Here is a 23,251-nt window from a genome sequence, read left to right as displayed (position 1 = left end):
TGGGGCCGCAGTAGGGGCGGCTAGGGGTTGTGACGCGGTTTCGCCGTCAAATACTTTCGTCGCAATGCGGAGACGCTCGTAGAAGGTGCGTTGATGGCAACTGAAGAAGCGCTGCGGGACTATCTGAAATTGGTCACGGCGGACCTGGCTGCGACCAAACAGCGGCTGCGAGACGTCGAGGCCGGCAGCCGCGAACCGATCGCCATCGTCGGCATCGCCTGCCGCTTCCCGGGCGGGGTCCGCGGTCCCGAGGACCTGTGGCGGCTCGTGTCGAGCGGCACCGACGCCATCGCCGAGTTCCCGGACGACCGGGGCTGGGACCTCGAGCACCTGTACCACCCCGACCCCGACCACCCCGGCACCTCCTACGTGGCCGAGGGCGGGTTCGTCGACTCCGCCGACCGGTTCGACGCCGCCTTCTTCGGCATCTCCCCGCGCGAGGCGCTGGGCATGGACCCGCAGCAGCGGATGCTCCTGCAGACCTCCTGGGAGGCGATCGAGCACGCGGGCATCGACCCCGCGGGGCTGCGCGGCCACCAGATCGGCGTCTTCGTCGCCACCTCGGGCCAGGACTACGTCACCGTCCTGCAGCAGTCGCCCGACAGCACCGAGGGCTACATCATCACCGGTACCGCGGCCAGCGTCGTCTCCGGCCGCATCTCCTACGCGCTCGGCCTCGAGGGCCCGGCCGTCACCGTCGACACCGCGTGCTCCTCGTCGCTCGTCGCCCTGCACCTGGCCACCCAGGCGCTGCGCAACGGCGAATGCACCCTGGCGCTCACCGGCGGCTCGACCATCATGTGCAGCCCGGCCGCGTTCATCGGCTTCAGCCGCCAGCGCGGCCTGGCCCCGGACGGCCGGTGCAAGCCGTTCGCCGCCGGCGCCGACGGCACCGGCTGGGGCGAGGGCGCGGGCGTGCTGTTGCTGGAGCGGCTCTCCGACGCGCAGCGCAACGGCCACCCGGTCCTCGCCGTCGTGCGGGGCAGCGCGGTCAACCAGGACGGCGCCTCGAACGGTCTCACCGCCCCGAACGGCCCGTCGCAGCAGCGCGTCATCCTCCAGGCGCTCACCAACGCCCAGCTCTCGCCGCACCAGATCGACATCGTGGAGACCCACGGCTCCGGCACGCCCCTCGGCGACACCATCGAGGCGCAGGCGCTGCTGGCCACCTACGGGCAGTCCCGCCCCGCCGACCGGCCGCTGCGGGTCGGCTCGGTGAAGTCGAACATCGGCCACTGCCAGGCGGCGGCGGGCGTCGCGGGCGTCATCAAGACCGTCATGTCGATGCGCAACGGGCTCTTCCCGAAGCTGGTCAACGTCGACGAGCCGTCGCCCGACATCGACTGGTCCTCCGGCGCGCTCGCGCTGCCGCTGCAGGCCGAGGCGTGGCCGCTGCGCGACGAGCCCCGCCGCGCCGGCGTCTCCTCGTTCGGCATGAGCGGCACCAACGCCCACGTCCTGATCGAGGAGGCCCCAGCCGCGGCGACCGAGGACGCGGACGGCGCCGAGCCGCCGCTGGTCCCGATCGTGCTGTCGGCCCGGGATCACGAGGGCGTCGCCCGCCAGGCCCGCAAGCTCGCCGGCTGGCTGAGCGCGGACGAGTCGCGGCGCCTCGCCGACACCGGACTGTCCGCGGTCGTGTCCCGCTCCACGTTCGAGCACCGGGCCGTCGTGCTCGCGGGCGACCGCGCGGACGCCCTGCGCGCCCTCGACGAGCTCGCCGCCGGGCAGCCCTCCGCGGACGTCGTGTCCGGCAACGGTACCGCCAATGCCACCACCGCCCCCCTGGCGTTCATGTTCTCGGGCCAGGGCGGCCAGCGCCCCGGCATGGGGCGCGAACTGGCCGCCGCGTACCCCGCGTTCGACCGGGCCCTGGACGAGGTCTGCGCGCTGCTCGACCCGCACCTGCCGCAGCCCCTGAAGCCCGTCATCTTCGCCGCCGAGGGCACCCCCGAGGCGGAGCTGCTCGACCGCACCCGCTACACCCAGGCCGCGCTCTTCGCCGTCGAGGTCGCCCTCGCTGCCCTGGTCCGCGGCTGGGGCCTGCGGCCGGACCACGTCGTCGGGCACTCCTTCGGCGAGATCGCCGCCGCGCACGTCGCCGGCGTGCTGTCCCTCGCCGACGCCTGCGTGCTCGTCGCCGCCCGCGGCCGGCTCATGGAGCAGCTGCCCGGCGGCGGCGCGATGCTCGCGATCGGCGCCCCCGAGGCCGACGTCGCCCCGACGCTGGAGCCGTTCGGCGGCCGCGTCGTCATCGCCGCGGTCAACGGCCCGGCCGCCGTGGTCGTCTCCGGCGAGGCCGGCCCGGTCGCGGAGGTCAAGGCGATCTGGGCCGCCCGCGAGGCCCGCACCAAACTCCTGCGCATCAGCACCGCCTCGCACAGCCCGCTCATGGACCCGATGCTGGACGAGTTCGGCCGGATCGCGGCCGGGCTCACGTTCAACCCGCCGGCGGTGCCGTTCATGTCGTCGGTGACCGGCGCGCCGGTCACCGAGTTCGACGCCGCCTACTGGGTGGGCAACGTCCGGCGGGCCGTCCGGTTCGCCGACGCCGTCACCGCCCTGGCCGACCTCGGCGTGACCGCGCTGGTCGAGCTGGGCCCGGACGGCATCCTCGCCCCGATGGCCGAGAACACGCTGGGGGAGCGCCCCGGCGAGGTCCTCGTCGTGCCCGTCCTGCGCCGCGACCGGCCCGAGCCGCACGCCGCCCTCACCGCCCTGGCCCAGCTGCACGTGCGGGGCCGCGCCGTCGACTGGGCCGCGCTGTTCGCCGGCACCGGCGCGCGCCGCGTCCCGCTGCCCACCTACGCGTTCGCCGAGCAGCGGTTCTGGCCGCGGCCCGGGCAGCCGCCGGCGACCGGCGGCGACGGCGAGTTCTGGGCCGCCGTCGAGCGCGGCGAGGTCCAGCAGCTCGCCACCGGCCCGGAGCTGGAGTCGCTGGAGTCGGCGCTGCCCGTCCTGGACCGCTGGCGCAAGAGCCGCAGCGAGCGCTCCGAGCTCGACGCCTGGTCGTACCTCATCAAGTGGAAGCCCTTCGAGGTCCCCGAGCGCGCGGCGCCGAGCGGGCCCTGGGTGGTCCTGGTCCCGCGCACCGACGCTCCACGGTGGACCGGAGATCTGCTCGCCACCCTCGACGGTGCCGTCACGGTCGAGTACGGCGAAGAGGATCTCGATCGAGCCCGGCTCGCGGCGAAGGTGACGGGTGCGGCCGGCGTCGTCCTGGTCACCGCCGGCCAGGACCGGCCCGTCGACGGGCTCCCCGGCAGCTCGATCGGCTCCGCGGCCGCCCTCGTGCTCACCCAGGCCCTCGCCGACATCGGCGGCACGGCCCGCCTGTGGTGCCTCACCTCCGGCGCCGTCTCCGTCGGGCCCGCCGACCCGGTCGAGCACCCGCTCCAGGCGCTCGTCTGGGGACTCGGCCGGGCCGCCGCCCTCGAATACCCGCAGTGGTGGGGCGGGCTCATCGACCTCCCCGCGACCATCGACCGGCACGGCCTGCGGCGCCTCCCAGGAATCCTGGCCGGCGGGGAGGACCAGGTCGCGCTGCGCGGCTCGGGCGCCTACGGGCGGCGGCTGCTGCCGGTCCAGCCGGGCGGGGCCGCCGAACGTCCCTGGCAGCCCTCGGGAACCGTGCTCGTCACGGGCGGGACCGGGGCACTGGGCGTACAACTGGCGCAGTGGCTCCTGGATCGTGGTGCCGAACGGGTCGTGCTCGTCAGCCGGCGCGGGGCCGACGCGCCGGGCGCCGCCGAACTCGTGCGGGAGGCGGGGGTCGAGGTCGTCGCCTGCGACGTGACCGACCGCGACGCCGTCGCCGCCCTCGTCGCCGGGCTGCCCGGCCTGACCGCGATCGTGCACGCGGCCGGCGTCGACCAGCTCGCCGCGATGACCGACACCACCCTCGCCGACTTCGCCGCCGTCACCGCCGCGAAGGTGCTCGGCGCCCTGAACCTCGACGCGGCCGTCGGCGACCGGCCGCTGGACGCGTTCGTCCTCTACTCCTCGATCTCGGCGATCTGGGGCAGCGCGGGGCAGTGCGCGTACGGCGCCTCGAACTCGGTCCTCGACGCGCTGGCCCAGCACCGGCGCGCCCGCGGGCTGGCCGGCACCGCGGTCGCGTGGACGGCCTGGGGCGGCCGCGACGGCATGGCCGCCAAGACCCCGGCCGCGCAGGCGATGCAGCGCCTCGGCGTGCCCCCGGTGCCGCCCGATCGCCTGCTCGCCGCCCTGGACCGGGTGCTGCAGCGGCCGCACGCGTGCATGACGGTCGCCGACGTCGACTGGTCGCGGTTCTACCCGTCGTTCAGCCTGTCGCGCCCCAGCCCGCTGCTCGCCGACCTCCCGGCCGTGCGGGCGCTCACCGAGGCCGCCGAGGAGGACTCGGCCGGCGCGGCCGGCGGGGCGATCCCCTCGTCGCTGGCCCACCTGTCGGCGCTGAGCCCGGACGAGCGGCGGCGCGCCCTGCTGGACCTGGTCGGCGCCCAGACCGCCGTCGTGCTCGGCCACGGCGTCGGCGAGGACCTGCGGGACCGGCCGTTCAAGGAGCTCGGCTTCGACTCGCTCACCGCGGTCGAGTTCCGCAACAAGCTCAACGACGTCACCGGCCTGCGGCTGCCGTCCACGCTGGTCTTCGACTACCCGACGCCGATCGTGCTCGCCGAGCACCTGCACGAGCGGGTCTTCGGCGGCGCGGGCGCGGCGGCCGGGCCGGACCCGTCGGCGTCCCCGGCGGACGACCCGATCGCGATCGTCGGCATGGCGTGCCGGTACCCCGGCGGCGTCACCAGCCCCGAAGACCTCTGGCGGATCGTCGCCGACGGTGTCGACGCGATCGGCGCGTTCCCGGCCGACCGGGGCTGGGCCGCGGCCGACGGCGCCGGCGGCTTCCTCGACGACGTGGCCGGCTTCGACGCCGCGTTCTTCGGCATCTCCCCGCGCGAGGCCCTCGCCATGGACCCCCAGCAGCGGCTGCTGCTCGAGGCGGCCTGGGAGGTCTTCGAGCGGGCCGGGATCGACGTGCACGCCGTGCGCGGCCGCCAGGTCGGCGTCTTCGTCGGCGCGTCCGGCTCCGGCTACGGCAGCGGCCTGACCCAGGTGCCCGAGGGCGTCGAGGGCTACCTGATGACCGGCGGCTCCGGCAGCGTCATCTCCGGCCGTGTCGCCTACGCCTTCGGCCTCGAGGGCCCCGCCGTCACCGTCGACACCGCGTGCTCGTCGTCGCTGGTCGCCCTGCACCTGGCGGCCCAGGCCCTGCGCAACGGCGAATGCGAGCTCGCGATCGCCGGCGGCGTCGCCGTGCTGGCGACCCCGAACACGTTCGCCGAGTTCTCCCGCCAGGGCGGCCTCGCCGGCGACGGGCGCTGCAAGGCCTTCGCCGCGAGCGCCGACGGCACCGGCTGGTCGGAGGGCGTCGGCCTGCTCCTCGTCCAGCGGCTCAGCGCCGCCCGGCGCGACGGCCGCCAGGTCCTGGCGATCGTGCGCGGCTCGGCGGTGAACCAGGACGGCGCGTCGAACGGGCTCACCGCCCCGAACGGGCCGTCGCAGCAGCGGGTCATCCGGGCCGCGCTCGCCGCGGCCGGGCTGGGCACCAACGACGTCGACCTGATCGAGGCGCACGGCACCGGCACGGTCCTCGGCGACCCGATCGAGGCCCAGGCGCTGCTGGCGACCTACGGCCAGGACCGCGAGAGTCCCCTGTGGCTCGGCTCGGTGAAGTCCAACCTCGGCCATCCCCAGGCGGCCGCGGGTGTCGCCGGCATCATCAAGACGGTCATGGCGATCCGGCACGGGGTGCTGCCCAAGACCCTCCATGTCGACGAGCCCACGCCGCACGTCGACTGGACCGCCGGCGCGGTGTCGCTGCTGACCGAGGCCCGGCCGTGGACGGCGACGGGACCGCGGCGCGCGGCGGTGTCGTCGTTCGGCATCAGCGGTACCAACGCCCACACCATCATCGAGGAGGACGTCCTCGAACCCGTCGCCGCCGGCCCGGTCCCCGAGTCGCCGACGGCGGTGCTGCTCTCGGCCCGCGACGCCGCCGCGCTGACGGCCCAGGCCGCCCGCTGGTCCGCGTTCGTCGCCGAGCACCCGGACCTGCGCCCGGCCGACCTCGCCTACTCCTCGGCCGTGGCCCGCGCCGCCCTCGAACGCCGGGCCGTCGTCGTCGCGCCCGACCGGCAGACCCTCGCCGACGGGCTGGACGCGCTCGCCGCCGGCCGCGAGCACCCGGCCGTCGCCACCGGCACGGCCGCCGCGCGGCCCGGCGTCGCGTTCCTGTTCCCGGGCCAGGGCGCCCAGCGGCTCGGCATGGGCGCCGAGCTCGCCCGCGAGCACCCCGTCTTCGCCACCGCCTTCGACGCGGTGTGCACCCACTTCGACCAGTTGCTGCCGCGGCCCCTCGCGAGCGTCATGCACGGCGACGCGGACGGGCTCGACCAGACGCGGTACACCCAGGCCGCCCTCTTCGCCTTCGAGGTGGCCCTGTTCCGGCTCCTGGAGCACCTGGGCCTGCGCCCCGACCATCTCGCCGGGCACTCCATCGGCGAGATCAGCGCCGCCCACGTGGCCGGTGTGCTCTCCCTGCCCGACGCCTGCCTGCTCGTCGACACCCGCTCGCGGCTCATGCAGGAGCTGCCCCCCGGCGGCGCGATGCTGTCCGTGGCCGGGCCCGTGGAGGACCTGCCGGACGGCGTCTCGGTCGCCGCGGTCAACGGCCCCGGCTCGATCGTGCTGTCCGGCCCGGCCGAGCTCATCGACGCCCTGCCGGGCAAGCGCCTGCGGGTCTCGCACGCGTTCCACAGCGCGCTGATGGAGCCGATGCTGGAGCCGTTCCGCGAGGTCCTGCGCACGATCACGTACCACCCGCCGCAGATCCCGATCGTCTCCACCGTCACCGGCGCGCCGATCACCGCGTTCGACGCCGGCTACTGGGTCACCCAGGTCCGCGACACCGTCCGCTTCGCCGACGCCGTCACCCGCCTGCACGCCCTCGGCGCCCGCGCGTTCGTCGAGCTCGGCCCGGCCGCCGTGCTCAGCGCGCTCGTGCCGCACCCCGACGCCCTCGCCGTGCCGCTGGGCCGGGGCGGCCGGCCCGAGTCCCCGGAACTGCTCGCCGCCCTCGGCCGGCTGCACGTGGCCGGCGTCCCGGTCGCCTGGCCGCGGCTCTTCGAGGGCACCGGCGCCGTCCGCGTCGACGTGCCGACGTACGCGTTCCAGCGCGAGCGGTACTGGATGCAGGACGCCCCGAACGGCACGGCCGACATCACCACCACCGGCCTCGACTCCACCGGCCACCCGATCCTCGGCGCGGCCACGGAGCTGCCGGAGGGCGAGGGCACCCTGTTCACCGGCCGGATCTCGCTGCGCACCCACCCGTGGCTGGCCGACCACGCCGTCATGGACACGATCCTCATCCCCGGCACCGCCTTCGTCGAGCTCGCCTCCTGGTGCGGCCGCCGCGTCGGCGCGCCCCGGGTCGCGGACCTGACGCTGGAGCAGCCGCTGGTGCTGCCCCGGACCGGCGGCGTCGACCTGCAGGCCCGCGTCGGCGCGCCCGACCCGTCCGGCGGCCACCCGGTCGCGATCTACTCGCGGCCCGACGCGCCCGGCGACGACCCCGAGGCCCGGCAGTGGCAGCGGCACGCGACCGGCCTGCTCACCGCCGACTCCGGCACCCCCGCGTACCTGGCCGGGGAGTGGCCCCCCGCCGGCGCCGACGCGCTCGTGGTCGACGACATCTACCCGCGGCTGGCGACCCAGGGCTACCAGTACGGGCCGAGCTTCCAGGCCCTCCGCGCCGCCTGGCGCCTCGGCCGGGAGGTCTTCGCCGAGGTCGTCCTGCCCGCGTCCGTCGTCGCCGACGCCCGCGCCTTCGGCCTGCACCCCGCGCTCATGGACGCCGCGATGCACGCGCTCGGCGCGCCCGCCGCCGTCGCCTCGGACGAGCCGCCCGCCGAGCCCGGCCTGCCGTTCTCGTGGAACGGCGTCGCGGTCCACGCGACCGGCGTCTCGGAGCTGCGGGTGCGGCTCACCCCGTCGGACGGTGGCGGGCTCGCCATCGCCATGGCGGACACGACCGGCGCGCCGGTCGCCTCGGTCGCCGAGCTCGTCCTGCGCCCGGTGAAGGCCGGGCAGCTGTCGACCGGCAGCCGCTCGCTCTTCCGCCCGGAGTGGATCGCGGTGCCCACCGAGCCCGGCGCCCGCGCCGATGCCGTCATCTACACCGCCACCGGCGCGGCCGACGACGCCGTCGCCGACACGCACCGGCGCGTGCACGAGATGCTCGCCCGGGTCCAAACCTTCCTCGCCGACGAGGACGGGGTGCTCGCGGTCGTGACCCGCGGCGCGGTGCCGGTCGCCGACGGGGACACCGTCACGGACCTGCCGGCCGCCGCGCTCTGGGGCATGCTCGGCTCGGCCCAGTCGGAGAACCCCGGCCGCATCGTGCTCGCCGACCTCGACGACACCCCCGAGTCCGAGGCCGCCCTGCCCGCCGCGATCGCCGGCGGCGAGCCGCAGTTCGCCATTCGTGCCGGGCAGGTGTACGCGGCCCGTCTCGGCCGCCCGGTGGAGGCGCCCGCCGACGAGCTGCCCGCGCTCGGCGACGGCACCGTCCTCGTCACCGGGGCCACCGGCGCGCTCGGCCGGCTCATGGCCCGCCACCTCGTCACCGCCCACGGCGTGCGCCGGCTGCTGCTGCTGAGCCGCAGCGGGCCCGACGCCCCGGGCGCCGCCTCGCTGGTGGCCGAGCTCGAGGAACTCGGCGCATCCGTGGACCTGGCCGCCTGCGACGTCGCCGACCATGCCGAGCTGGCCAAGACGGTCGCGGAGCACCCGCTCGTCGGCGTGGTGCACATGGCCGGCGTGCTCGACGACGGCGTGCTGAGCTCGCAGACGGCGCAGCGGTACGACACCGTGCTGCGGCCCAAGGTCGACGCCGCGTGGAACCTGCACCGGGTCACCGAGCACCTGCCGCTGCGCGCGTTCGTGCTGTTCTCCTCCGCGGCCGCCATCCTCGGCGGGCCCGGGCAGTCCAACTACGCCGCCGGCAACGCCTTCCTCAACGGGCTCGCCCACTACCGGCGGGCGCGCGGCCTGCCCGGCACGGCCATCGCCTGGGGCCCGTGGGCGGGCGGCGGCGGCATGACCGGCCACCTCGCCGACGCCGACGCGCGCCGGATGTCCCGCGGCGGCCTGACCCCGTTCGCGCCCGACGAGGGCCTGGCGCTGTTCTCGGAGGCGCTGCGCCGCCCCGAGCCGGTCCTCGCCCCGCTGCGGCTGAACCAGACCGCCTTCAAGAACGCCAGCGCGGCCGAGGTACCGCCCGTGCTGCGCTCCCTCATCCCGACCGCCGGACCCGGGGCGGCGCCGCGGGGCGGGGCGGACGACCCGGCCGCCGCGCTGCGGGCCGCGCTCACCGGGCTGGACGGCCCCGAGCGCACCCGGATGCTCGCCGACCTCGTGCGCACCCAGGCCGCCGCGGTGCTCGGCTTCGCCTCCATGCGCTCGATCGACGAGGATCGCGGCTTCCTCGAGCTCGGCTTCGACTCGCTCATGGCGGTCGAGTTCCGCAACCGGCTCAACGCCGTCACGGGCCTGCGGCTGCCGTCGACGCTCATCTTCGACCGGCCGACGAGTGCCGCCCTCGCCGACTACCTCGCCGACACCCTCGTGGCCGAGAAGGCCGTCTCCGCCTTCGCGATCCTCGGCGAGCTGACCCGGATCGAGGCGAGCATGGACGCGGTCCCGCTCGACGACACCCACCGCGCCGTGGTCGGCAGCCGCCTGCGCGACCTGCTCGCCCGGTGGACCACGCCCGAGGCCGGCGGCGACCTGGCGCTGCAGACCGCGTCGGCCGAGGAGCTCTTCACCTTCCTGGACGACGAACTAGGGGCCGTCTGATGCCCACTGAGGCAGAGTTCCTCGACTACCTGCGGCGCGCCTCGGCGGACCTGCGCGACACCAAGCGCCGGCTGCGCGAGCTCGAGGCCCGCGGGAACGAACCCATCGCGATCGTGGGCATGTCCTGCCGGTACCCCGGCGGCGTCACCGACCCCGAGAGCCTCTGGCGGCTCGTCGCGGAGGGCGGCGACGCGATCGGCGGGTTCCCCGACGACCGCGGCTGGGACCTGCCCGGCCTGTACGACGCCGACCCCGACCGCAGCGGCGCCACCTACGTCCGGCACGGCGGCTTCCTGCACGACGCCGCCCACTTCGACCCGGCGTTCTTCGGCATCAGCCCGCGCGAGGCCCTGGCCATGGACCCGCAGCAGCGGCTCCTGCTGGAGGCGTCCTGGGAGGCCTTCGAGTCGGCCGGCCTCGACCCGGCCCGCCTGCGTGGCAGCCGCACCGCGGTGTTCGCCGGGGTCATGTACCACGACTACGTCTCCCGCTCGATGGACGTCCCCGCCGGCGTGGAGGGCTACCTCGGCACCGGCAACTCCGGCAGCGTCCACTCCGGCCGCGTCGCCTACACCTTCGGCCTCGAGGGCCCGGCCGTCACCGTCGACACCGCCTGCTCCTCCTCGCTCGTCGCGCTGCACCTCGCCGTCCAGGCCCTGCGGCAGGGGGAGAGCGACCTCGCGCTCGCCGGCGGCGTGACCGTGATGGCGACCCCGGGCACCTTCGTGGAGTTCGCCCGCCAGCGCGGCCTCGCCCCCGACGGCCGCTGCAAGTCCTTCGCGGGCGCCGCGGACGGCACGGGCTGGTCCGAGGGCGTCGGCATGCTCGTGGTCGAGCGCCTCTCCGACGCCCAGCGCCTCGGCCACCCGATCCTCGCCGTCGTGCGGGGCAGCGCGGTCAACCAGGACGGCGCCAGCAGCGGGCTCACCGCCCCGAACGGCCCGTCGCAGGAGCGGGTCATCCGCCAGGCGCTCGCCGGGGCCGGCCTGTCCACCGCCGAGGTCGACGCCGTCGAGGCGCACGGCACCGGCACGGTGCTCGGCGACCCGATCGAGGCCCAGGCGCTGCTGGCCACCTACGGGCAGGACCGCCCCGAGGACCGTCCGCTGTGGCTCGGCTCGATCAAGTCGAACCTCGGGCACACCCAGGCCGCCGCGGGCGTGGCCGGCATCATCAAAATGATCATGGCGATGCGCCATGGCGTGCTGCCCCGCACCCTGCACGTGGACGAGCCCACCCCGCACGTCGACTGGACCGCCGGCGCGGTGTCCCTGCTCACCGAGCCCCGCCCGTGGCCGGCCGCGGACCGTCCGCGCCGGGCCGGGATCTCCTCGTTCGGCGTGAGCGGCACCAACGTGCACGTGGTCATCGAGGCCCCGCCGGAGACCGTCACCGAGCCCGCCCCGGCCGGCGCGCCGCTGCCGGTCGTGCCCCTGGTGGTGTCGGCGCGGTCGGCCGCGTCGGCGCACGCGTACGCCGACCGCCTCGCCGCGTTCCTCGACTCCCACCCGGACGTGCGCCGGGTGGACGCCGGGCACTCGCTGGTCGCGTCGCGGGCCCGGTTCGACCACCGCCTGGTCATGCTGCCAGGCGGCCCGGTCGCGGGCGTCGCCGCCGGTCGCACGGTCGGCGTGCTGTTCTCGGGTCAGGGCGCCCAGCGGCCCGGCATGGGCTCCACGCTCGACTTCCCGGTGTTCAACCGGGTCCACGCCGAGGTGCGTGCGCACTTCGGTGAGCTGCCGGACGAGCGGATCGACGAAACGGAGATCACGCAGCCGGCGTTGTTCGCGATCGAGGTGGCCCTTTACGAGCAGTTGAAGGCGTGGGGCCTCCAGCCATCGGTGGTCGGCGGGCACTCGATCGGCGAGTTGGTCGCAGCTTACGTGGCCGGTGTCTGGTCGCTGGAGGACGCCTGCAAGGTGGTCGCGGCCCGGGCCCGGCTGATGCAGGCCTTGCCGTCGGGTGGCGGAATGCTCGCGGTCGGCGCTCCGGTTGAGGTCGTGCCGGATGGTGTTTCGGTGGCGGCGATCAATGGCCCGTCATCCTGGGTGTTGTCGGGTCCGGCCGAGCTGCTTCCGGAGTTCCCGGATGTCCGGACCAGTCGGCTGCGGGTTTCGCACGCGTTCCACTCGGCGTTGATGGAGCCGATGCTGGCCGAGTTCCGCGAGGTCTTGGAAGGCGTCGCCTCCAACCCGCCGCAGATTCCGATCGTTTCCAATGTCACCGGTGGGCTGATCGCCGAGTTCGATGCCGACTACTGGGTGCGGCATGTGCGCGGGACGGTGTTGTTCGCCGACAACGTGGCCGCGATGCGTGCCGAAGGCGTTGACACCTTTGTCGAGGTCGGGCCGGACGCGATTCTCGCGCCGCACCTGCCGTCCGACGACGCCGTTGTCGTCGCCTCGCTGCGGCGGAACCGGGACGAGCCCGAGACGCTGCTGCGGGCCGTCGCCGAGTTGTTCGCGGCCGGAGTCGAGGTCGACTGGGCCGCGGTGTTCGCCGGAGCCGGGGGCCGGGCCGTCGAGCTGCCGACGTACGCGTTCCAGCACGAGCGCTACTGGCTCGAGTCGGCCGGCGGCGTCGGGGACCTGGCCGGGGCCGGGCTCCGGGTGGTCGGGCATCCGTTGCTGAGCGCGGCGGTACGCGTCGCCGAGGACGATGTCGTCGTCCTCACCGGCCGGCTCTCGCTCGCGGCCCAGCCGTGGCTGGCCGACCACGCGATCGGGGACGTGGTGGTCGTGCCCGGGACCGCGCTCGTCGAGATGGCGGTCCGGGCCGGCGACGAGGTCGGCGCCGCCGTGCTGGAGGAGCTGTCCCTCGTCGCGCCGCTGGCCGTGCCGCCCGCCGGCGGGGTCGCGGTCCAGGTCCGGGTCGGGCCGGCGGACGCGTCCGGCCGCCGCGCGCTGACGATCTCGTCGCGGCCCGACGGCGAGGACGAGTGGGTCCGGCACGCGGAGGGCGCCCTGGGTGTCGCCGCCGCCGAGGCCTCGTTCGCGTGGACACCGGGCGACGAGGCGCCGGTCGGCGACTGGTACTCGCGGGCGGCCGTGACGTACGGACCCGCGTTCCAGGGCCTCCGGCGGCTGTGGCGCGGCGGCGAGGACGAGCTGTTCGCCGAGGTGGCGGTGGACGACCCCGGGACGTTCGCGGTCCACCCGGCCCTGCTGGACGCGGCGCTGCACCCGATCGGGCGGCTCGACCCGGACGCGGGCCTGCCGTTCGTGTTCGCCGGGGTCCGCGTGCACGCGACCGGCGCCGCCGTGCTGCGCGTCCGGATCCGGGGCAACGCCGGCTCCGGCTTCGAGGTGCTCGCGGCCGACGAGTCCGGGCAGCCGGTGGTGTCGATCGAGCGGGTGGTCCTGCGGCCGGTGACGGTCGGGCCCACGGCTCGGCGGGACCTGTACGAGGTCGAATGGCAGCCGCGCGAAGTCACGCCGGCGCCGCTGGACCCGGACATGGTGGTGTGGCGGGTGCCGCCGGTCGGCGACGGCCCGCTGCCGCCGGCCGTGGATGCGCTGGTCGCCGAGGCGCTGTCGGTCGCGGGCCGGGTGCTGGCCGAGTCCGGGCGGCTGGTCGTCGTGGCGGAGCCGGATGATCTGGGTGCGGCGGCGGTGTGGGGTCTGCTGCGGGTCGCGGCGGTGGAGAACCCGGGCCAGATCGTGCTGGTCTCGGGTGATGCGTCGCCGGAGTTGCTGGGTGGTGTGGTCGCGGCCGGGATCGGTGAGGCTCGGGTTCGCGACGGTGTGGTGCTGGTGCCGGGTCTGGCCCGGTCCGCGTCGCCGTCCGGCGCGGTCGATCTCGCGGGTGGCACGGTGCTGGTCACGGGTGGCCTGGGTGCGCTGGGCCGGGTCGTCGCCCGGTGGCTGGTGGATGTCTGCGGTGCCGGTGAGGTGGTGCTGGTCGGCCGGCGCGGCGGTGAGGTGCCCGGTGCCCGGGTCGTGGCGTGTGACGTCACCGATCGGGACGCGGTGTTCGAGCTGGTGGCCGGCATTCCGGACCTGGTCGGCGTCGTGCACGCCGCGGGCGTGCTGGACGACGGGGTGTTCACGGGGCTGACGCCGGAGCGGGCGAGCCGCGTCCTGGCGCCGAAGGTCGCCGGGGCCTGGTGGCTGCACGAAGCGACCCTCGACCGGAACCTCGAACTGTTCGTGATGTTCTCCTCCCTCGCCGGGGTCGTCGGCAGCCCCGGGCAGGCGGCCTACGCGGCCGGCAACGCCTTCCTCGACGGGCTCGCGGCCCACCGGCGCACACTCGGGCTCCCCGCGGTCTCCATCGCCTGGGGGCTGTGGGACCTCGGCATGGGCAGCGACCTCGCCCGCACCGGCGCCGCCGCCCTCGACGCCGAGACCGGGCTGGCGCTGCTCGGCGACGCCCTGGCCGGCGACTCGGCCCTGGTCGTCGCCGCCCGGTTCGACCTCGCCGCGCTGCGGGGCCTGGCCGGCGTCCCCGACGTGCTGCGGCCCCTCGTCGGCCGGACCGCGCCCCGCCGGGCCGTGGCCGGGGGCGCGAGCGGCGACTGGGGGACCCGGCTCGCCGGACTGCCGCGGGACGAGGCCCGGGACGTCGTCGTCGGTCTCGTACGCGCCCTGGTCGCCACCGTCCTCGGCTACCCGGACCCGGAGCCCGTGGTGCTCGACCGGGCCTTCCGGGACATGGGATTCGACTCCCTCGCCGCCGTCGACCTGCGCAACCGCCTCACCGCCGCGACCGCCCTGCAGATGCCCGCCACGGTCGTGTTCGACTACCCGAACCCGCTGCTGCTCGCCGGCTTCGTCCTCGACCGGCTCACCGGCGCCGAGGCCGGACGGGCCGTCGCCCTTCGCCGGGCGGCCGACGACGACCCGATCGTGATCGTCGGCATGGCCTGCCGCTACCCGGGCGGCGTCCAGGACCCCGACGGCCTCTGGAACCTGCTCCGCACCGGCGGCGACGGCATCGGCGAGTTCCCCACGGACCGCGGCTGGGACCTGGCGCAGCTGCGCGACGGGGCGAGCTCGACCCAGCTCGGCGGCTTCCTGTACGACGCCGCGCTCTTCGATCCCGAGTTCTTCGGCATCAGCCCGCGCGAGGCCCTGGCGATGGACCCGCAGCAGCGGCTCCTGCTGGAGACGTCCTGGGAGGTCCTGGAGTCGGCCGGCCTGGAACCGGCCACCCTGCGCGGCTCCCGCACCGGCGTCTTCGCCGGCGTGATGTACCACGACTACGTCTCCCAGCTCGTCGACGCCCCCGCCGGCGTCGAGGGCTACGTCGGCACCGGCAACTCCGGCAGCGTCGTCTCCGGCCGCGTCGCGTACACCTTCGGCTTCGAGGGTCCCGCCGTCACCATCGACACCGCCTGCTCGTCCTCGCTGGTCGCCCTGCACCTCGCCGCGCAGTCGCTGCGGCAGGGCGAGTGCGACCTGGCCCTGGCCGGCGGCGTCACCGTGATGGCCACGCCGGGCACGTTCGTCGAGTTCTCCAAGCAGCGCGGCCTGTCCTTCGACGGCCGCTGCAAGTCGTTCGCGGGCGCCGCCGACGGCACCGGCTGGTCCGAGGGCGTCGGCCTGCTCCTCGTGGAGCGCCTGTCCGATGCGAAGCGGCTGGGGCACTCGGTGCTCGCGGTCGTGCGGGGCTCCGCGGTCAACCAGGACGGCGCGTCGAACGGTCTTACGGCTCCGAACGGTCCCTCGCAGCAGCGGGTGATCCGTCAGGCCTTGGCCAGCGCGGGGCTGAACCCGTCGGAGGTGGACGCGGTTGAGGCGCACGGCACGGGCACGACGCTCGGCGACCCGATCGAGGCGCAGGCGCTGCTGGCCACCTACGGGCAGGACCGCGACCGGCCGCTGTGGCTGGGCTCGGTCAAGTCGAACCTGGGCCACACGCAGGCCGCCGCGGGTGTCGCGGGCGTCATCAAGATGGTCCTCGCCATGCGGCATGGCGAGCTGCCGCGGACCCTGCATGTGGACGAGCCGACCCCGCATGTGGACTGGTCGGCCGGCTCGGTCTCGCTGCTGACCGAACCGCAGGCCTGGCCGGTCAACGGACATCCCCGCCGGGCGGCCGTGTCGTCGTTCGGGATCAGCGGCACGAACGCCCACGTGATCCTGGAGGCGGCCGAGGAGCCGGAACCGGAGCCCGTCGCCGCGTCCCTGGTGCCGTTGGTCGTGTCGGCTCGTTCGGCCGAGGCGGTGCGGGAGTCGGCCTCCCGTATGTCGGCTTTCCTGGACTCGCACCCGGAGCTGAACCCGGCTGATGTCGGGCGGTCGCTGCTGTCGCGGGCTCGGTTCGATCACCGGATGGTCCTGCTGCCCGGCGAACCGGTGACGGGTGTTGCCGCGGCTCGCCGTGTCGGTGTGCTGTTCTCCGGTCAGGGCGCGCAGCGGGCCGGGATGGGTTCCACGCTCGACTTCCCGGTGTTCAACCGGGTCTACGCCGAGGTGTGTGCGCTCTTCGGTGAGCTGCCGGATGAGCGGATCGACGAAACGGAGATTACCCAGCCGGCGTTGTTCGCGATCGAAGTCGCGCTGTACGAGCAGTTGAAGGCCTGGGGCTTGCGGCCGTCGGTCGTCGGCGGGCACTCGATCGGTGAGCTGGTCGCCGCGTATGTGGCCGGGGTGTGGTCGCTGGAGGACGCCTGCAAGGTGGTCGCCGCCCGGGCTCGCCTGATGCAGGCGCTACCGGCCGGCGGGGGAATGCTGGCGGTTGGTGCGCCCGTCGAGGATGTGCCTGAGGGCGTGTCGGTGGCGGCGATCAATGGGCCGTCGTCGTGGGTGTTGTCGGGTCCTTCCGATCTGCTTCCCGAGATTCCTGGGGTGCGGACCAGTCGGCTGAGGGTTTCGCATGCGTTCCACAGCGCGTTGATGGAGCCGATGCTGGAGGAGTTCCGCGCGGTTCTCGACACCATCACCTTCAATCCGCCGCAGATTCCCATCGTCTCCAACGTGACCGGTGGGCTCATCGCCTCGTTTGATGCCGACTACTGGGTGCGGCACGTGCGTGGGACGGTGCTGTTTGCCGACAACGTCGCCGCTATGCGCGCCGAAGGCGTTGACACCTTCGTCGAGGTCGGGCCGGACGCGATTCTCGCGCCGCATCTGCGCGGGGACGATGCCGTTGTCGTCGCGTCTTCGCGGCGGAACCGGGACGAGTCCGAGACGCTGCTGCGGGCCGTTGCGGAGCTGTTCGTGGCCGGGGTCGACGTCGACTGGAAGGCCGTCGTCGGGGGCGCCGGGCGACCCGTCTTCGGGTTGCCCACCTACGCGTTCCAGCGCGAGCGGTTCTGGCCCGCCCCGGCGCGCCGTTCCGGGAAGCTCGACTCCTGGTCGTACCGCGTCCGGTGGACCCCGCTGCCCACATCCACCGCGGCGCTCACGGGCCGGTGGCTGGTCCTCGAACCGGGTGAGGCGGTCGCGGCCGACCTGCGCGCGGCCGGGGCCACGGTCGAGACCGAGCCGGGAGACCTCGGTGGGCTGGCCGGCGTGGTGCTCGTCGAGCCCTCCGCCAGTGCCGTCCTCGACCTGCTGCGCGCCGACAGCGCCGCCAAGGTCTGGTGCGTGACCCGCGGTGCCGTCGCGGTCGACGCGGGTGACGTGGTGACCGACGCCGACGCCGGGGTCGTGTGGGGCCTGGGCCGGGTCGCCGCACTCGAACAGCCCGCCCGCTGGGGCGGCCTCATCGACCTCGACGGTGACGGCGGCATCGCCGCCGTGCTGGCCGGCGGCCGCGAGCGGCAGGTCGCGATCCGGGGCGGGAAGGCGTACGCCCCCCGGCTCACCCGCGCAACGCTGCCCGCCGAGCCCACCTGGACACCCTCCGGCACCGTCCTCGTCACCGGCGGGACCGGCGCCCTCGGCGCCCGCGTGGCCCGCTGGGCGCTCGAGGCGGGCGCCGAACGCGTGGTCCTGCTGTCCCGGCGCGGCCTCGAGGCCCCCGGCGCCGAAGACCTCCTCGCCGCCCTGCGCGCCCACGGCGAGGCCGACATCGAGGCGTGCGACATCACCGACCGCGACGCCCTCGCCCGGATCACCGACGGGATCGAGAACCTCACCGCCGTCGTGCACACCGCGGGCGTGCCCGGCGCGCCGACCGCCGTCCAGGACCTGTCCGACGACGAGCTCGCCGCCGTGCTCGGCCCCAAGTTCGCCGGCGCCGTCAACCTCGACGCCGTCACCCGCGACCGGCGGCTCGACGCGTTCGTCGTCTTCTCCTCGGCGGCCGGCGTGTGGGGCGGCGCGGGGCAGGGCGCGTACGCCGCGGCGAACGCGGCCGCCGACGCGCTCGTCGCGCTCCGCCGCGGCCTCGGGCTCGCCGCCACCTCGCTCGCCTGGGGGCCGTGGGGCGACGGCGGGATGGCCGACGAGCAGTCCGCGGCCCGGCTGCACCGGCGCGGGCTCGCCCTGCTCGATCCCGGCACCGCGGTCGCCGGCCTGAGCCGCCTGGTCAACGCCGAGCCGCTGCTCACGGTCGCCGACGTCGACTGGGACGTGCTGGCCAAGGCATTCCGGGCGGTCGGCGTCGGCGGCCTGTTCGACGTGGTCGCGCCGGTCGAGGCGCCGACGGCGCCGGCTCTGGTGGTGCGGCGGTCGCGGGACGAGCTGGTGGGCCTGGTCCGGCGTGAGGTCGCGGCCGTGCTCGGGCACGCCGGGGTGGATGCGGTCGGAATCCGGCGGCCGTTCCGGGAGCTTGGGTTCGACTCGCTGGCCGCGGTGGAGTTGCGGGACCGGCTGGCGCGGTTGTGCGGGGTGGAGCTGTCGTCCACGGTCGTGTTCGACCACCCGTCGGTCGCGGAGCTGGCCGAGTTCCTGGCCGGTGGAGCCGCTGACGAGCCGGTCCGCGCCGCGGTCGCCGTCGACGGCGAGCCGATCGTCATCGTCGGCATGGGCTGCCGCTTCCCGGGCGGCGTGCGCTCGGCCGACGACCTGTGGGACCTGGTCGACGCGGGCCGCGACGCGATGGGCGGGTTCCCGGCGGACCGCGGCTGGGACGGGCTCAGCGGCGACTTCGCCCGGGTCGGCGGATTCCTCGACGGCGCCACCGAGTTCGACGCCGGGTTCTTCGGCATCTCGCCGCGGGAGGCGCTGGCGCTGGATCCGCAGCAGCGGTTGCTGCTGGAGGTCTGCTGGGAGGTGTTCGAGGGTGCCGGGGTGCCCGTGGACGGGCTGCGGGGCTCGCTGACCGGTGTGTTCATGGGGACGAACGGCCAGGACTACGGGACGCTGCTCCTGGGTGCCGGGGCCGAGGTCGGGGGCTACCAGGCGACGGGGAATTCCGCGTCGGTGGTGTCGGGTCGTCTGGCGTACTGGTTCGGGCTGCAGGGTCCGGCCGTGACGGTGGACACCGCGTGCTCGTCATCTCTGGTGGGGCTGCACCTGGCGGCTCAGGCGCTGCGCAACGGGGAGTGCGATCTCGCCCTGGCCGGTGGTGTGACCGTGATGTCGACGCCGGGGGCGTTCCTGGAGTTCGACGCGCAGGGCGGCCTCGCCGGCGACGGGCGCTGCAAGTCCTTTGCGGCGGGCGCGGACGGTACCAGCTGGGGCGAAGGCGTCGGCGTCCTGCTCGTGGAACGCCTGTCGGACGCGCGGCGCAACGGGCACCCGATCCTCGCGGTGGTGGCCGGCAGCGCGGTCAACCAGGACGGCGCCTCGAACGGTCTTACGGCCCCGAACGGCCCGGCTCAGCAGCGGGTGATCCGGCAGGCCCTGGCCGGCGCCGGCCTCGACGCCGCCGACGTGGACGTCGTGGAGGCTCACGGCACCGGGACCAAGCTCGGCGACCCGATCGAGGCCCAGGCGCTCATCGCCACCTACGGCCGCGACCGGCACGAGCCGCTGTGGATCGGGTCGGTGAAGTCCAACATCGGCCACACCCAGGCCGCGGCCGGTGTCGCCGGGGTCATCAAGATGGTGAAGGCCCTCGAACACGGCATCCTGCCGCGAACCCTCCACGTCGACGAGCCGACCCCGCACGTCGACTGGTCGGCCGGTGCGGTGTCCATCCTCACCGAGGCCCGAGCCTGGCCCGACAACGGCCGCCCGCGCCGCGCCGCCGTGTCGTCGTTCGGCATCTCCGGCACCAACGCGCACACCATCCTCGCATCGCCCCCGATCGAGACCGAGCCGCCGGCCGGTGGCAGCGGCGGAGCCCTGGACGGCGTGTGGCTGATCTCCGGGGCCGACGCCGCCGGACTCAAGGCCCGGGCCGCGCAGCTCGCCGACTGGGCCGAGACCTCCGGCGCCGACCCCGCCTGGGAGCTGGCCGTCCACCGCTCGCACTTGGGCGTCCGGGCCGCGGTCACGGGCCGCGACAAGGCGGCACTGCTCGCCGGGCTGCGGTCGGTCGAGGGCACGCGCGCGGGGGAGCGGGGCGGTGTCGTGTGGATGTTCTCGGGCCAGGGAGCCCAGCGGGTCGGGATGGGCCGCGAGCTCTACGAAGCGTTCCCGGTGTTCGCCGACGTGGTCGATCGTGCGTGCGAGCTGTTGCCGGATGGTTTGCAGTCGGTGATGTTCACCGACGGTGAGCGGTTGACACAGACGGTGTTCACGCAGGCGGCGCTGTTCGTGGTCGAGATCGCCACGGCGGAACTGCTGCGATCCTGGGGCGTCCCGGTCGCCTGGATGATGGGGCACTCGGTCGGCGAGATCGCCGCGGCCTATGTGGCCGGGGTGCTGTCCCTCGAAGACGCGTGCCGCCTCGTGTCGGCGCGCGGGCGGCTCATGCAGGCGCTGCCCGCCGGTGGGGCGATGCTCGCGGTCGGTGGGCATCCCGATTCGCTGCCGGACGGGGTGTCGGTGGCGGCGGTGAACGGGCCGGAGTCGATCGTGCTCTCCGGGCCGGCCGAGGTGATCGACGCTCTGGACCTGCCGTTCCGGACCAAGCGGCTGACGGTCTCGCACGCGTTCCACAGCGCGTTGATGGACCCGATGCTGGAGCCGTTCCGGGCCGAGGTCGCGGCGATGACCTTCAACGCGCCCAGCATCCCGATCGTGTCCACGGTGACCGGCGAGCTGATCACGGAGTTCGACGCGGAGTACTGGGTGCGGCACGCCCGCGACACGGTGCGGTTCGCCGACGCGGTCTCGTTCGCGCGGGAGCAGGGGGCGGACACGTTCCTGGAGATCGGGCCGGACGCGGTGCTGACCCCGATGCTCGACGCCGACGAGGTCGTCGCCGTCCCGGTCATGCGGGCCGGGTCGACCATCGCCGAGGCGCTGGGGCGGCTGCACACGCACGGCGTAGAGATCCCGTGGGAGCGGATCCTCAAGCCCGGCGAGCGCCGCCCCGAACTGCCGACCTACCCGTTCCAGCGCCGCCGCTACTGGCCGACCATCAAGCCGCCGACCGGAGCCGACGACGGGCTCTGGAAGCTGCTGCAGGGCCTCGACGCCGACCAGCCCCTCCGGGAGGTGCTGCCCGCGCTCACCCGGCTGCGGAACACGGAACAGACGCGGGCGTGGCGCTACCGGATCACCTGGCCGGCGGAGCAACCGGCCGCCCACGCCGACGCCACCGGCCACCGCTGGCTGCTCGTGCACACCGCGGCCACCATGGATACGGCCGAGCAGATCGCCAAGGGCCTGCAAGAGCACGGCGCAGTGGTCGAGACCACGACCGACCTGGAAGCCGCGCTCGGCGACTTCCAGCCGACCGCCGTCGTCTCCCTGCTCGCGCTGGACACGTCGCCGCACGCGGACCACCCGCACCTCCCCGCCGGCCTCGCGGCCAACCTGGAACTCCTCCGGCAGCCCGTCGCCGTCTGGCTCTGCACCCGCCAGGCGGTCAAGACCGGCCCCGAAGACCTGCCGCCGGACGCCGACCAGGCGGCCACCTGGGGACTCGGGCACGTCGCGGCGCTGGAGTTGCCGCACCTGTACCGCGGCCTCGTCGACCTGCCCGCCGAGCTCACCCCGGCCGCCGTCACGCAGCTCGCCCACACCCTCACCACGGACCGCGAGCACACCGCGATCCGGCCCGGCACCGTCCACACGCGACGGCTGATCCGCGCCGAGGCGACCAAGGCGACCGAGGCGACCCGCCCGTACCGCCCGACCGGCGCCACCCTCATCACCGGCGCCAGCGGCAGCCTCGCCGCCCACACCGCGCGCTGGCTCACCGGCAACGGCGCCGAACGCCTGATCCTCGTCAGCCGCCAGGGCCCCGACGCGCCCGGCACCGCCGAGCTCACCGAACGCCTCACCGCCGCCGGCGCCACGGTCCGCGTCCTCGCCTGCGACGTGACCGACCGCGCCGCCGTCGCCGCGCTCGCGGACCGGCTGCGCCGCGACGGCGAGACCATCACGACGATCGTCCACGCCGCCGGCGTCGCCCGGCTCACCCCGGTCGCGGACGTGCCCGTCGGTGAGCTGGCCGAGGTGACCGCGGCGAAGCTCGCCGGCGCCCGCAACCTCCACGAGCTCATCGACCGCGACCACCTCGAGGCCGTCGTCTACTTCACCTCCGTCGCGGGCGTGTGGGGCGTCGGCCAGCACGGCGCCTACGCGGCCGGCAACGCGTTCCTCGACGCCTGGGCCGAGCGCCTGCGCGCCGAGGGCATCCCCGCCGTCTCCGTCGCCTGGGGCCCGTGGGGCGGCGGCGGGATGATCGACGAGCCGACCGGAGCCGAGATGGCCCGCCGGGGCGTCCGGCTCCTCGATCCCGGGGCGGCGGTTTCGGTACTCCACGACGCCCTCGCCCACGACGACCCCACGCTCGTGGTGGCCGACGTCGACTGGCCGCGCTTCGCCCCCATCTACGCCTCGGCCCGCCCGCGGCCGCTGCTGAGCCTGATCCCCGAGGCCGCCGACGGCCCCGCCGGCAGCGACGGCCCCGACGGCGCCGACGAGCACGCGGGCGCCGACCTGCGCCGCCGCCTCGACGGCCTGGCCGAGCCCGACCGCGCCCGGCTCCTCGTCGACCTGGTGCTCACCGCGGCCGCCGGGGTCCTCGGCCACGAGCGCGCCGACGAGCTCGAGCGCAGCCGCCCGTTCCGCGAGGTCGGCTTCGACTCCCTCACCGCCGTCGAGCTGCGCGCCCGGCTCGCCGCCGCCACCGGGCTGCGGCTGGCCACCACGATCGTCTTCGACTACCCGACGCCGCTCGCCCTCGCCGAGCACCTGCGCGCCGAGCTCGGCGACGCCGGCGGCGACGAGGCGCTGCCGACGACCGAGGAGCTCGACGGCCTCGAGGACATGCTCAGCCGCCGCCCGCAGGACGACCTCGGCCGGATGCGGGTCACCCTGCGCCTGCAGAGCCTGCTGCAGCGGCTCACCGCGGCCGAGCCCGCCGACGGCGGCACCGAGGCCGTCGACACCCTCCGGGTCGCCAGCAACGAGGAACTGTTCGACCTCGTGGACAACGCGCTCGGCCTGTCCTGACC

General features: G+C 75.2%; 2 protein-coding genes. Both read left to right on the top strand.

Translation table 11 applies throughout. The features are described from left to right. Positions 1-93: 93 nt before the first annotated feature. Positions 94-9,900 (top strand): type I polyketide synthase, encoded by a 9,807-nt coding sequence (locus ABT369_RS51530; protein WP_350624894.1) that lies wholly within the window; start codon positions 94-96, stop codon positions 9,898-9,900. Next, complete coding sequence (locus tag ABT369_RS51525; protein WP_350624892.1) at positions 9,900-23,249, top strand: type I polyketide synthase; 13,350 nt, start codon at positions 9,900-9,902, stop codon at positions 23,247-23,249. The genes ABT369_RS51530 and ABT369_RS51525 overlap by 1 nt, the downstream gene beginning before the upstream one ends. The last annotated feature ends 2 nt before the right edge of the window (positions 23,250-23,251 follow it).

This window comes from Dactylosporangium sp. NPDC000244, assembly GCF_040300725.1.
Lineage (GTDB): Bacteria > Actinomycetota > Actinomycetes > Mycobacteriales > Micromonosporaceae > Dactylosporangium.
Note: the sequence above shows the minus strand (reverse complement) of the source record. Positions and strands in the feature narration are given on the sequence as shown.

Excerpts from the sequence above, each read along its gene's own strand:
- ABT369_RS51525 (WP_350624892.1), top strand. The coding sequence starts at position 9,900 with ATGCCCACTGAGGCAGAGTTCCTCGACTACCTGCGGCGCGCCTCGGCG.
- ABT369_RS51530 (WP_350624894.1), top strand. The coding sequence starts at position 94 with ATGGCAACTGAAGAAGCGCTGCGGGACTATCTGAAATTGGTCACGGCG.